At 63.9% G+C, this 13,186-nt stretch carries 9 protein-coding genes; 7 read left to right on the forward strand and 2 right to left on the reverse strand.

Annotated elements, in window-relative coordinates; genetic code table 11:
* Positions 1 to 68 precede the first annotated feature (68 nt).
* Entirely contained in the window at positions 69 to 1,478 is a 1,410-nt protein-coding gene (locus tag HAV21_RS08470; RefSeq protein WP_142939794.1) for an MFS transporter, read from the reverse strand.
* Between the two features lie 293 nt (positions 1,479 to 1,771).
* On the opposite strand from HAV21_RS08470, the gene HAV21_RS08475 reads away from it, so the two are divergent.
* Genes HAV21_RS08475 through HAV21_RS08485 form a run of 3 tightly spaced genes read left to right on the forward strand, consistent with a single transcriptional unit; the run spans position 1,772 to position 6,942 of the window.
* Positions 1,772 to 3,184 carry an MFS transporter gene (locus tag HAV21_RS08475; protein ID WP_166841396.1) on the forward strand — a complete coding sequence of 471 codons (1,413 nt, stop codon included), beginning with the start codon at positions 1,772 to 1,774 and terminating at the stop codon, positions 3,182 to 3,184.
* Positions 3,185 to 5,383 (forward strand): molybdopterin oxidoreductase family protein, encoded by a 2,199-nt coding sequence (locus tag HAV21_RS08480; RefSeq protein ID WP_166841397.1) that lies wholly within the window; start codon positions 3,185 to 3,187, stop codon positions 5,381 to 5,383. It abuts the gene before it with no gap.
* Positions 5,380 to 6,942, forward strand: a complete 1,563-nt coding sequence (locus tag HAV21_RS08485) for an FAD-dependent oxidoreductase (RefSeq protein WP_166841398.1) — start codon at positions 5,380 to 5,382, stop codon at positions 6,940 to 6,942. The genes HAV21_RS08480 and HAV21_RS08485 overlap by 4 nt, the downstream gene beginning before the upstream one ends.
* Positions 6,943 to 7,076: 134 nt before the next feature.
* Here the strand turns inward: HAV21_RS08485 and HAV21_RS08490 are convergent, their stop codons facing one another.
* The gene (locus tag HAV21_RS08490) at positions 7,077 to 8,486 is read right to left on the reverse strand and encodes an NAD(P)H-quinone dehydrogenase (RefSeq protein ID WP_142939798.1); all 1,410 of its coding nucleotides are present in this window, start codon (positions 8,484 to 8,486) and stop codon (positions 7,077 to 7,079) included.
* A gap of 122 nt (positions 8,487 to 8,608) precedes the next feature.
* Here HAV21_RS08490 and HAV21_RS08495 point away from each other — a divergent pair, with 122 nt between their 5' ends.
* The 4 genes from HAV21_RS08495 (at position 8,609) to HAV21_RS08505 (ending at position 13,183) form a co-directional block, all read left to right on the forward strand.
* Positions 8,609 to 9,409, forward strand: a complete 801-nt coding sequence (locus tag HAV21_RS08495; protein WP_187697247.1) for a purine-nucleoside phosphorylase — start codon at positions 8,609 to 8,611, stop codon at positions 9,407 to 9,409.
* 253 nt (positions 9,410 to 9,662) lie between these two features.
* Positions 9,663 to 9,794 (forward strand): hypothetical protein, encoded by a 132-nt coding sequence (locus HAV21_RS22450; RefSeq protein ID WP_274595841.1) that lies wholly within the window; start codon positions 9,663 to 9,665, stop codon positions 9,792 to 9,794.
* A gap of 77 nt (positions 9,795 to 9,871) precedes the next feature.
* A complete protein-coding gene (locus tag HAV21_RS08500; RefSeq protein ID WP_142939800.1) occupies positions 9,872 to 11,470 on the forward strand; it encodes a glycoside hydrolase family 68 protein in 1,599 nt (532 codons plus the stop codon).
* Between the two features lie 93 nt (positions 11,471 to 11,563).
* Complete coding sequence (locus HAV21_RS08505) at positions 11,564 to 13,183, forward strand: glycoside hydrolase family 32 protein (RefSeq protein ID WP_166841399.1); 1,620 nt, start codon at positions 11,564 to 11,566, stop codon at positions 13,181 to 13,183.
* Positions 13,184 to 13,186 lie beyond the last annotated feature (3 nt).

Genomic DNA, 13,186 nt, shown 5'->3' on the forward strand with positions numbered 1-13,186 from the left:
CGCCAAGCACCTCTTAACGACGTCGGCCCCGCACCAAACGGTGCGGGGCCGACGTCGTGATGAGGTACTTAGGACACGTTGTTCTCGTAGTCCATGTCCTTGGTTTCGCGGGTCAGCCACAGCGCAATGAAGGTGACCACCGCAGCGGCGGCCATGTAGGCGCCCACCAGCCAGGTGCTGCCGTTGGCTGCGGACCAGAGCGCAATAGCCACGAACGAAGCGGGTGCTGCGCCGATCATTGAGGACAGGTTGTACGCCACAGCCGAGCCGGTGTAGCGGACGTTGGCCGGGAACAGTTCCGGAAGGATCGCTGCCATGGGTCCGAAGGTGAGGCCCATGAGTGTGAAGCCCACGATAAGACCAACCATCGCCGCTGCCTGGCCGGGACCAAACATGGTGAACCAGAGCGCACCGAACACGAAGATGCCCGCAGTGACTCCCAACAGGAACTTGCGGCGGCCCCACTTCTCGGCGAGCGGTCCGGAGACCACGGTGAAGATGCCAAAGAAGACGACGCCGATGATCAGCATCCAGAGGAAGTCGGACCGGGTGATTCCCAGGCCGGGAACAAACGCCGCCACTTGCTCCGGCGTCATGGGCGTACCGGCCTTCTCGGCCGCCGCCTGGGCGCCGGCAAGGGTGGGCTTGGTGCCGTAGGACAGGGTGAACGTGGTCATGATGTAGAAGAGCACGTAGGTGGCAAACATGATGAAGGTACCGGCCACCACGGGGCGCCAGTGGCTCTTGAGTGTAGCCGCGAGGGGCAGCTTCTGGACCTTTTCCTGCTCGATCACCTTGGTGAAGGATGCGCTCTCCACCAGCTTCAAACGAACGTAAAGGCCCACGATCACCAGCACGGCGCTGAGGATGAACGGAACCCTCCAGCCCCAGGCCAGGAACTCTTCGGCGCTCAGGGAGACGTTCATCCAGATGAAGATGACGTTGGCGATGATGAAGCCGATGGGAGCACCCAGCTGCGGGAACGTTCCGTAGATGGCGCGCTTGCCTTCGGGCGCGTTCTCGGTGGCCAGCAACGCTGCGCCTGACCATTCTCCGCCCAAAGCGAGGCCTTGGAAGAAGCGGAGGATCACCAGCATGATCGGGGCCAGGATGGCCCACCCCGGCATGGAGGCCGTGGGCAGGAGACCGATAAGGAAGGTTGCAATACCCATGGTCAGCAACGAGGCCACCAGGGTGCCCTTGCGGCCGATCTTGTCACCAAAGTGGCCGAAGACCACGGCGCCGATGGGCCGTGCGAAGAAAGCGACACCGAAGATGGCGAACGCACTGAGCAGTGCATTGATGTCAGTGGCGTCGGGGAAGAAGAGCTTGGGGAAGACGAGTACTGACGCGGTGGCGTAGGCGTAGAAATCGTAGAACTCGATCGTCGTGCCGATCAGGCTCGCGAAGATCACCTTGCCCCGTGAGTTCACTGGCTTAGTGGACTCACCTTCCTTGGATGGTGCGGTGGAAGACATGTATTTGCAGCTTTCTTTTGCGCCGGCCGGTCCCCCAGGAGCCTGCTGGCGACGGATTATTCGAGAGTTCAATAATAGTTCCCGCTGTCCATTGACTGGACAACCAAGTCCAACATGCGGACAGACAAGAAAATCTCACCTTGTGGTCCGCGCCACACTACCTCACCATCGCCTCACGCGCCGGTGACCCCGCCGATAGGGAAATGTCACAGGGCGTTTACAAACGGCGACCGTCCACGAAATGCGCCAAACCTACCTTGGAAGAACAACGTCCCCACCAAGGAGGCACTTCCGTGACAGTTGACCGCACCGCAGATGCACTGGCTCCCGCCCAGTCCACTGCCACCGCCACTTCCGCCCTTGAACACCGTCCCGGCCGCTGGATCGCCAACTGGGATGCCGAAGACAAGGGCCAATGGGAGTCCGAAGGCCGGTCCATCGCCAAGCGCAATCTCAATTGGTCCATCTTCGCCGAATTCCTCGGTTTCGTCGTCTGGCAGTTGTGGTCCATTGTGGTGGTCCAGCTGCCCGCGGCCGGATTTCAGTTCGACACCAACCAGATCTTCTGGCTCATCTCCATTCCCAGCCTGGTAGGCGCCACGCTCCGGATTCCCTATACCTTCATGGTCCCCAAGTTCGGTGGCAGGAACTGGACCATCGTCTCGGCCCTGCTCCTGCTGATCCCCACAACAGGACTGGCCATCTGCGTCTCCAATCCGGAGACACCGTTCGGCATCATGCTCCTCATGGCTGCACTTGCCGGCTTCGGTGGCGGCAACTTCGCCAGCTCCATGGCCAACATCACCTTCTTCTACCCCGCCCGCGAAAAGGGCTGGGCGCTGGGCCTGAACGCAGCAGGCGGAAACCTCGGTGCCGCCGTCGCGCAGCTTGTTGTGCCCATCGCCATCACCCTTCTTGCTGCCGGAACCGTCAACTTGCCCATGGCTGGCATCATCTGGATCCCGCTGATCATCATCGCCGCCTATGGCGCCTACAAGTACATGAACAACCTCACCAGCGCCAAGGGTGATGTGGCCGGTTCCCTGGCCGCCCTGAAGGAACCGCACCTGTGGATCATGGCCTTCCTCTACATTGGAACGTTCGGTTCGTTCATCGGCTTTGCCGGCGTCTTCCCCAAGCTGATCAAGGACTACTTCCCGGACTTCTCCTCCATTCATGTTGGCGCTGTGGCGCTCTCGCTGGCCTTCCTCGGCCCGCTGGTTGGTTCCCTGGCCCGCCCTTATGGCGGACGCATGGCCGACCGCATGGGTGGCGCGCGGATGACCATCGCCTCGTTCGCTTCCATGGCCGTCATCACGCTGACCATGATCTGGACGCTGCCCCTGAAGAACTTCTGGCTCTTCCTCACCTTGTTCCTGCTGCTCTTCCTGGCCAGCGGCTTCGGTAACGGCGCAACGTACCGCATGATCCCGGTCATCTTCGCAACGTCCAGCCGCGCAGCTCGAGCAGGAGCCCCGAGCGCCACCACGGCACGCCTGGCTTCTTCCTCGCTGGGCCTGATCTCCGCGATCGGCGCCTACGGTGGCTTCGTCATCCCGCAGGTACTCAACGCCTCCAACTCGGCCAGCGGCTCGTACACCCCGGCGTTTTATGGATTCGTTGGAGCCTACGTCCTGATGCTCACCGTCTGCTGGGTCTGCTACATCCGCCCCGCCCAGAAGCGCAACACGATCGGACACATCTAGATGCCCAACGGCGCCGATACCCACTGCCCCTACTGCGCGCTCCAGTGCGCCATGAGGCTGACCCCCGCCGCACCCGCGGCGGGGGCAGTCCCCGCGCCGGACGCAGCACCCGCCGTGCCCCTGGAAGTTTCAGGACGCGACTTCCCCACCAACCGGGGCGGGCTGTGCCGCAAAGGCTGGACATCGGCGTCGTTGTTGAATCACAACGGGCGCGTCACGGAGCCGATGCTCAAGGGCTCGGACGGCGTACACCAGCCCATCTCCTGGGACCAGGCGCTCATGCTCATCACGGCCGCCGTCAAGGACACCCAGCAGCAGCACGGGAACGACGCCGTGGGAGTCTTCGGAGGCGGCGGCCTCACCAACGAGAAGGCGTACATGCTGGGCAAGTTCGCCCGGCTGGCCCTCCGCACCTCCCGCATCGATTACAACGGCCGGTTCTGCATGTCATCCGCAGCAGCTGCCGGAATCCGGGCCTTTGGCGTGGACCGCGGCCTCCCCTTCCCCGTCACGGACCTGGACACCGCCTCCGTGATCCTCATGCTCGGCTCCAACGTTGCCGAGACCATGCCTCCGTTCGTCCAGCACCTGCAAGGCGCACGGGATGCCGGCGGACTGATTGTGGTGGACCCCCGACGCTCGGCTACTGCTGCGTTTACGTCCGACGGCGGCGGCCTCCACTTGCAGCCGACGCCCGGCACCGATTTGGCACTCCTTTTGGGCATCAGCCACGTGGTGGTGCACGAGGGACTCACCGACGCCTCGTACATCGAGAAGAACACCAGCGGTTACGCAGCCGTGGTGCGCAGCCTCAACGCTTTCTGGCCGGAGCGCGTCCAGTCCATCACCGGTGTACCGGCCACCCTCATCCGCGAAACCGCACGCCGGCTCGCCCAAGGCGCCCGTGCTGGCGGCAGCTACATCCTCAGCGGCCGTGGCGTGGAACAGCACGTTGACGGCACCGACACCGCCACCGCCGCCATCAACCTCAGCCTCCTGCTCGGACTGCCCGGCTCGGCCCGCAGCGGCTACGGCACCCTCACCGGCCAGGGCAACGGCCAGGGCGGCCGCGAACACGGCCAGAAGGCCGACCAGCTTCCCGGTTACCGCAAAATCACCGATCCTGCCGCCCGGGCCCACGTCGCTGGAGTGTGGGGCGTGGACGAGTCGCTGATCCCCGGACCCGGCCTCCCCGCCGTCGAACTTCTCAAGTCTCTGGGAAAGCCCGACGGCGTCCGTTGCCTTTTCGTCCACGGCGCCAATGTGGTGGTCTCGGCTCCTGATACCAACGCAGTGATCAAGGGATTGCGCAGCCTGGACTTCCTGGTGGTGTGCGACTTCTTCATGTCAGAGACCGCTGCCGAAGCTGACCTGGTCCTGCCGGTCACTCAGTGGGCCGAGGAAGAAGGAACGCTGACCAACTTGGAGGGCCGCGTGATCCGTCGCCGCCGCGCACTGACGCCTCCCCCGGGTGTTCGCAGCGAGTTGTGGCTCATGGCCAGGCTGGCTGAGCTCCTTGAAGCGCCCTCGACATTCAGCGACGACCCCGAGACCGTTTTCGAAGAGCTGCGACTGGCCTCTGCCGGTGGTTTGGCCGATTACTCGGGCATCGACTACGCCATGCTGGACCGTGGCGAAGCCGCTTACTGGCCGTATCCTGTGGGCAGCACCGGTACCCCTCGACTCTTCGCTGAGGGCTTCGCCCACGCTGACCGCAGGGCCGTCATGGTCCCGGTGACCCCGTCCAAGCGGGCTGTCCGTTCCTTTGCCGACGATTCGCTGGCCTTGGCAACCGGCCGGCTGTTGGAGCACTACCAATCCGGCGCCCAGACGCGCCGGGTGAGCGAACTCCTGGCATCGCAGCCGCAAGCCAGGCTCCTTATTCACCCGGGTACGGCGGCTTCGCGCGGCATTGCCGACGGCGACTACGCCACCGTCACCAACGAGCGCGGCGAAGTGCTTTGCCGTGCCGAGCTCAGCAACTCGGTCCGCCCGGACACCGTCTTCCTGCCGTTCCACTTCCCCGGCCAGGAAAACGCCAACCGCCTCACGGAGGCGGCCACAGATCCCATCTCCGGCATGCCGGAGTTCAAGACCAGCCGGGTATGGGTCCGGCGCGCAGTTTCCACCCAGGACCCGCCCTCCTACACCGTCCCGGAGGACACGCGGCTGCCACTGCACGTCAAGGAGGCATCATGAGCGAGCGCATTGTTGTTGTTGGATTCGGGCCTGTCGCTGCCCGGCTCGTGGACGAACTGCTCCCCGCCGTCCGCACCGGGCTGGTGCAGTTGCTGGTAGTGGGCCAGGAAACCGAGGCCGCGTATAACCGCGTGATGATCGCCGAACTGGGAGTCGGCCGCACCAGCGCCCAGGCTTTGACCATGGCTGATGCATCCGACTTGGAGTCCGACGGCGTGGAGGTGCGGTTGGGCGTCACAGTCAAAAGAATCGACCGTGCCCGCCAGCACGTAGCGCTGTCCGATGGCAGCACTGAACACTACGACCGGCTGGTGTTCGCAACCGGATCCCGTCCCGTGATTCCCAACCTGACCGGCCTCAACCCGGATCCCTCCGGGCCTGTGCTCCCGGCGGGGGTGACTACCCTGCGTGATCTGCGCGATGCTGCCGTGCTTCGCGCTGCGGTTACCGGTGGAAAACGCGTGGTGGTCCTGGGTGGTGGCGTGCTCGGCTTGGAAACTGCCTTGGCCGCCTCGGAAGAAGGCGCCCGGACCACGGTGGTTCACAACGGTCCTTTCCCACTGGGCAGGAGCATCGATCGCGGCAGCGGATCAGTGCTTACCAACAGCTTGCGGGCCAGTGGAGTCCGGATGGCAGGCAACGCACGGTCAACCGGCGTGGAGACAGCCGGCCCCGGAGGCAGCTTCTCCGCATTGCTCCTCGACGACGGCTCGGCGATCGACGGCGACCTACTGGTGTTGTCCTGTGGTGTGCGCCCCCGTATCGAGTTGGCGGAGGGCTGTGGCCTCCCTACCGGCGCCGGTATCCTTGTGGACCATCATCTCCGGACTTATCACGAGCCCCACATGTTCGCGATCGGCGACTGCGCCGAAGTTCGCTGCCCTGACGCCGCGTGCGTTGATTGCCGGACTGCTTCCGGCCCCTCGGGCCTCGTCGGTCCGGGCTGGCGGCAGGCCGAATGGTTGGCCGAGTACCTCGTGGTCCTGGCCCGTGATGGCCAGATTGCCGCAGATGCTTTGGAAGCACTACCGAAGGAGAAGCCCGGCGTCATTGTCCTCAAGGCCCGCGGCGTCAACCTGGCAGTGGCAGGAGACAACCAGGCCGATCCCTGGGACGAGGAGTTGCTGGAAGCCGGGGCCACGTCCGGGCGCGCCCGCAGGCAGATTTCCCAATGGGCTGATCCGGAACACGGCCGCTACGTCAAGATGACCACACGCGGCGGAGTGCTTGAAGGCCTGGTTGCCGTGGGCATGCCCCGGACAGCCGCTGAGCTGGTGGTTCTGTTCGAGCGCTCCTCGGAGCTGCCCGCTGACCGGTCCTTGCTGCTCAGGCTCGACGGACCAGACCAGCTGGATTCCGGGGCCACCAGCAACGATCCCCAGCGGACCGTCTGCCGTTGTGCCGGAGTGAGCGCGGCCAGCATCGAGGACTCCGTGGTGGAGGGCTGCTCTTCCGTGGCCGAGGTATCGAAGGCAACCCGCGCAGGAACAGGCTGCGGGGGGTGCCACGAGGACATCAAGGGGATCATCGAAAAACACTTCCAAGCGGCTGCCGCCTAGCTCCTTATACGCCGAACAGCCGCCAGCACCCTGAAAAGCTGCGAAATCGCCGGTCCGGAACCGCGGTCTCGCAGCTTTCCGGCGCGCTCGCGTCCACCCGCACCTGGGCAGGCCAACGGGCGCCGGCGTTGGAGCTACATGTGCACGTGCAGGCGCCGGGCGGCCTCGGAAATGGAGCCGGTCAGCGACGGGTAGACAGTGAATGCACTGGCCACATCGTCCACGTGGAGTTTCTGCGTCACGGCCACGGAGATCGGGAAGATGAGTTCGGATGCGTTCGGACCCACCACCACGCCACCGATCACGGTGCCGGACCCCTTGCGGGCAATGATCTTGACGAAGCCATCCTTGGTGTTGCGCATCTTGGCGCGGGCGTTGCTGAGCAGGGACAACATCACCACGTCGCCCTGGTACTTGCCGGATGCGAGGTCGGCTTCGGAGACGCCCACGGAGGCGATTTCGGGGGACGTGAAGATGTTGGAGGCCACCTGGTTGAGCTTCAGCGGCTTCACGCCATCACCCATGAAGTGTGCAATCGCGATGCGGCCCTGCATGGCTGCAACGGATGCCAGGGCGAAGACACCAGTGCAGTCGCCGGCAGCGTAAATGTTGGGGGCGGTGGTGCGGGAAACGCCGTCCACCTTGATGTGCCCGGACTCCGTGAGGGTCACGCCTGCTTCTTCAAGGCCGATGCCGGCAGTGTTGGGGATGGAACCAACACACACCAGGCAGTGCGTACCTGTCACGATCGATCCGTCACCCAGGGTGACCTTAACGCCGTCGTCCGTCCGCTCCACTGCGTTGGCGCGGGACTTGGACAGCACCCGCACGCCGCGGCGCTCGAAGACGCCTTCCAGCAGCTTCGCGGCGTCCGTGTCCTCGCCGGGGAGAACCTGGTCACGGCTGGAAATCAGCGTCACCTTGGAGCCCAAACCGTTGTAGGCGGAGGCGAATTCGGCACCAGTGACGCCCGAACCCACAACAATCAATTCTTCGGGGAGCTCGTCCAGGTTGTAGATCTGGGCCCAGTTCAGGATGCGTTCGCCGTCGGGCTTTGCCGTGGGCAGTTCACGCGGGTGGGCGCCAACGGCCAGCAGGATGGCGTCGGCATCAATGGTGCGGGTGCCATCAATGGTGAGGACCTCGATGGTGTTGTTGTCCAGAAGTTTGCCCGAACCGATGACAATCTCCACGCCCAGGCGCTCGAGGCCGGCACGAATGTCCTCGGACTGCCCATGGGCAAGGTTCAGGACGCGATCGTTGATGTGCTTGAGGTCGGCGCGGGGCTTCGAAGCCGTGCCGTCGCCGTCGAACTTCACTCCCAGCTCATCCGCCTCACCGACGCGGGTCATGAGGTCGGCGGTGGCAATCAGGGTCTTGGAAGGCACGACGTCGGTCAGCACGGCTGAGCCGCCGAGGCCCGCCCGCTCTACGATAGTGACGTGGGCGCCGAGCGAGGCAGCCACCATGGCAGCTTCATATCCGCCGGGACCACCTCCCAGGATCGCGATACGGGGGGCACTGAAGTCAACTTGGGTGGTCACAATGCTCAATTCTCGCTCATCGCGACGTCGGCTGCCACTCAGCACACCCTCACCCGCTTTGGTATCCCTACCAAAGACCTGCGGCCACAGGGTAGCTTGTACCAGTGAGTAACACTGAGCTGATGAACACTGACCCTTTTGAGGCCGCGAAGGCAGCCGCGGACTTCATCGCCGCGGAGACCGGCGTCGAATCCCATGACGTAGCACTGGTGCTCGGATCCGGGTGGGCGGAAGCCGCCGATCTGATCGGCGAAACCACGGCCACCCTGAACGCATCCGAGGTTCCCGGTTTCCACAAGCCAGCAGTGGTGGGCCATGTTGGCACCATCCGCTCCGTCCTCACCAAGGAAGGCAAACGCGCCCTCGTTCTGGGGGCACGAACGCACTATTACGAAGGCCGCGGCGTACGATCGGTGGTGCACGGCGTTCGCACAGCCGCAGCTGCCGGCTGCAAAACTCTGGTGCTGACCAACGGTTGCGGCGGGCTCAATGAGGACTGGACCCCGGGTACGCCGGTACTGATCAGCGACCACATCAACCTCACCGCCACTTCCCCGCTTGAAGGCGCAACGTTCGTTGACCTCACGGACCTCTACTCCTCACGGATCCGTGACCTCGCCCGCGAGGTTGACCCCTCCCTCCAGGAAGGCGTGTACGCGCAGTTCACAGGCCCCCACTACGAGACGCCGGCGGAGGTCCAGTACGCCAAGCGGATCGGCGCAGACCTGGTGGGCATGTCCACCGCTTTGGAAGCCATTGCCGGCCGGCACGCGGGCATGGAAGTTTTCGGTATCTCCCTGGTCACCAACCTGGCAGCCGGCATCAGCCCTGTTCCTTTGAGCCACGCGGAAGTCCTGGAAGCCGGCCAGGCAGCGGGCAAGCGCATATCCAAACTGCTGGCGGAGATCATCGCCAAGCTCTAGCAGTCCAGCCGGATCGCGGGGCCGCCACTTCATGGCGGCCCCGCTTTTTTGTTTGCCATGGCAGGTCCCGGCCACCTCGGCGGGAAGGTAAACGCACAGTAAATTCACAGAATAAATCTGATGTGTGACGAAACATTTGATTCCCGCCCGGCTATTGTGCCACGCGCGCATGTTGGCAATGTAAGCGCTTGCGCACATACCTGCCGGTAACTGCAAGGTCGGGCGAAACGCCCTTTGATTTCGGACCTAACACGTGTCTAGCGTGGAGAGTGTTCCGGTAAGTCGACGTGCCGGAACCACCGCGGCGGACATCTCCATGGCTCCGCCGCTCCTCGAAACGATGGCGTCCCTCGGTGACGCCTCCAGCGGATCGACGGACGCCTGAGTACAGAAACCCCCCAACCGGGGGTCAGGGCATGCGCCCCACTCCACGAAGTCCAACACTCCGCGAGAAGAGTAAGCATGAACACGCACTCAACCCCTCCACGGCCGCGCCGCCGGTTACGACAGGCAGTAGCCGTCGCAGCAGCGGCCGGTGTGGCCGGCAGCATCCTGTTGGTAGCGCCAGCCGCGCAGGCCAACCTCCCGGCGGATCCGCCCTCGAGCACCATGCCGGCGCCAACGCCCGGCTTCCCACTGCCGACCACCCATACACAGCAGGCATATGATCCAGCGGCAGATTTCACGTCCAAGTGGACCCGAGCCGACGCCAAGCAGATCATGGCCCAGAGCAACCCCAACGTTGCCCCCGGGCAGAACTCCATGAGCCCCAACGTCACCATGCCGGAAATCCCCAAGGACTTCCCGGCCATGAACGAGGACGTGTGGGTTTGGGACACGTGGTCCCTGACGGACGAGAACGCCAACCAGATCAGCTACAAGGGCTGGGACGTCATCTTCTCCCTGGTTGCTGACCGGAACGCCGGCTACGGCTTCGACCAGCGCCACTGGAACGCCAGGATCGGCTACTTCTTCCGCAAGACCAACGCCGATCCTGCCAAGGATAAATGGAACTACGGCGGACACCTGTTCCTGGACAACACGTCCATCGGGAATACGGAGTGGTCCGGTTCCACCCGCCTCATGCAGGGCAACAAGATCAACGTCTTCTACACGGCCACCACGTTCTACGACGTCGCCGAACGGAACGCCGGCGGTGGCGGTATCGCTCCGGACGCAGCGATCGCCAAGGCACTGGGTACCATCCATGCCACCAAGGACGGCGTGAGCTTCGACGGCTTCCAGCACACCAAGCTGCTGGAACCGGACGGAAAGCTGTACCAGAACAAAGCCCAGAACCCCGGCTTCGCATTCCGTGACCCGTACACCTTCGCGGACCCCGCCCACCCGGGCAAGACTTTCATGGTCTTCGAAGGCAACACCGGCGGCACCCGCGGCTCCTACAAGTGCAAGCAGGAAGACCTTGGCTACCAACCGGGCGATCCCAACGCCGAAACCGTGGCCCAGGTCAACAGCACCGGGGCCTGGTACCAGACTGCCAACGTGGGACTCGCCGTTGCGGACAACAAGGACCTCACCAAGTGGAGCTTCCTGCCTCCCATCCTTTCCGCCAACTGCGTGAACGATCAGACTGAGCGTCCGCAGATCTTCATCCAGAACGAGAACGGCAAGAACAAGTACTATCTGTTCACCATCAGCCACCAGTTCACGTACGCAGATGGAATGCGCGGACCGGACGGCGTCTACGGCTTTGTCGGCAACGGTATCCGCTCCGACTACCAGCCGGTCAACAACAGCGGCCTGGCCCTGGGCTCCCCCACGGACCTGAACATGCCGGCCAACGCACCGGAGGGTCCGGACCCTCGCCAGAACGGCCGTCAGTTCCAGGCCTACTCGCACTACGTCCAGCCCGGCGGGCTCGTCCAGTCGTTCATTGACAATGTGGACGGCGTCCGCGGCGGCTCCCTGTCACCCACCGTGAAGATGAATTTCAAGGCCGGCGTGACCCAGGTTGATCGCAGCTTCGGCAAGAACGGTCTTGGGCCGTTCGGCTACCTTCCCACCAACGTCCGTGTTGGCGGCGAAGGCCTCTACAAGTAAGCAGTAACACCTCGGCCCTCAGGCCACGGCAGGGGTGACTGGTCCCGCGGGGACCGGCACCCCTGCCACCCCCAAACCCCCAGGATCTCCCCCATGACTTTTCCCAGCCCCCACCTTTCGCGTCGCCAAATGCTGGCCGCAAGTGCCGCCGTCGTGGTCGCCTTCTCCGCAGCGTCCTGCACACAGGCTGAAGGCCCGACGCCGGTCCCCGCCCCGGGCGGGCCCCGCCCGTCCGCGTCGGATCCGTGGCGGCCCGTGGCCCACCTGACGGCTGAAAAGAACTGGCTCAACGACCCCAACGGCCTCGTTTATCACGACGGTACCTATCACGCGTTTTACCAGTACAACCCCCGCGGAAACTCGTGGGGCAATATGTCCTGGGGCCACTCCACCAGCACTGATCTGGTCCATTGGGAGCAGCAACCCGTAGCCATGGAGGCAAGCCCGGAGGAAGAGATCTTCTCCGGCTCCATCGTGATGGACAAGAACAACGCCTCGGGACTCGGGTCGGCGGAGAATCCACCCATGGTGGCCCTCTACACCAGCGCCTACGGCAAGAACGGCGTGCTGCCCCAAGGCGCGCAGGCCCAGTCGGTGGCGTTCAGCGTGGACAACGGCATGACCTGGCAGAAGTACCAGGGAAACCCGGTCCTGAACCTGACACCCACCAACAACAACTTCCGTGACCCCAAAATCACTTGGTACGAGCCAGGCCGCTACTGGGTGATGACCACCGTGGTGGCCGACGCCCAGGTAGTGAAATTGTTCAAGTCCACCAACCTCCTCCGCTGGGAGTACCTGAGCGATTTCTCCGGCGTCGGCGCACAGGGAGGGCTCTGGGAAGTACCCGAACTCCTGCACATGGATGTGGAGGACTCCACTGCCAAGAAGTGGGTCATGCTGCTGAGCATCAACCCCGGCGGCATTGCAGGCGGCTCGGGCATGCAGTACTTCGTGGGCGAATTCGATGGGACACGCTTTACCGCCGAGGATGCGGCCGCTCCCGACGCGCCGCTCGACGAATCCCAGTGGCTGGACCACGGCGCCGACTACTATGCCGCAAACTCCATTTCCGGGGCACCCGGGGACAAACCCGTACTCCTGGGGTGGATGGGCAACTGGGACTATGCCCAGGACGTGCCCACCACACCGTGGCGCGGTTCCATGGCGATTCCCCGTGAACTCACCCTGGTTCGGGGCGGGAAGAGGTTTGAGTTGCGATCCTCCATAGCCGGAGTGGCCCGGGGAACGATGGAACGCGCCGGTGAAGTGAAGAGCAAAAACCTCACCGTCGGCTCCGCAGTCAAGGACCTCGGCCAGGACTTCCACCGGCGCACCCAGTTGATCGAGCTGGACATGGACCTGACGTCGGCGCGCGAGGCAGGCGTTCTCCTCCGGCACTCACCAGGCTCCGAGTCCGGGCTGCGCGTCTCCTATAACAAGGAGAGTGGGACTGTGAGGGTGGACCGTTCACAGGCCGGGACCACTAACTTCTCCCCTAAGTTCAGCCCGTTTCATGAAGTGGCGCTGCCCTCCCCCGGCAACAAGGTCCATCTCACCATCCTCCTGGACTTATCCTCCGTGGAAGTCTTCGCCGAGGGTGGCGACGTGGCTCTTTCTGACACGTTCTTCCCGGACTGGGATAGTGCGGCCACCTCGGTGTTCAGCACGGGCGGCGACACGGACTTCACCATTACTTCCCGATCTCTTTGAACT

The sequence above is a fragment of the Paenarthrobacter sp. MSM-2-10-13 genome (assembly GCF_011605365.1).
Classification (GTDB): Bacteria; Actinomycetota; Actinomycetes; order Actinomycetales; family Micrococcaceae; genus Arthrobacter.

Excerpts from the sequence above, each read along its gene's own strand:
- HAV21_RS08485 (WP_166841398.1), top strand. The coding sequence starts at position 5,380 with ATGAGCGAGCGCATTGTTGTTGTTGGATTCGGGCCTGTCGCTGCCCGG.
- HAV21_RS08500 (WP_142939800.1), top strand. The coding sequence starts at position 9,872 with ATGAACACGCACTCAACCCCTCCACGGCCGCGCCGCCGGTTACGACAG.
- HAV21_RS08480 (WP_166841397.1), top strand. The coding sequence starts at position 3,185 with ATGCCCAACGGCGCCGATACCCACTGCCCCTACTGCGCGCTCCAGTGC.
- HAV21_RS08495 (WP_187697247.1), top strand. The coding sequence starts at position 8,609 with ATGAACACTGACCCTTTTGAGGCCGCGAAGGCAGCCGCGGACTTCATC.
- HAV21_RS08505 (WP_166841399.1), top strand. The coding sequence starts at position 11,564 with ATGACTTTTCCCAGCCCCCACCTTTCGCGTCGCCAAATGCTGGCCGCA.
- HAV21_RS08470 (WP_142939794.1), bottom strand. The coding sequence starts at position 1,478 with ATGTCTTCCACCGCACCATCCAAGGAAGGTGAGTCCACTAAGCCAGTG.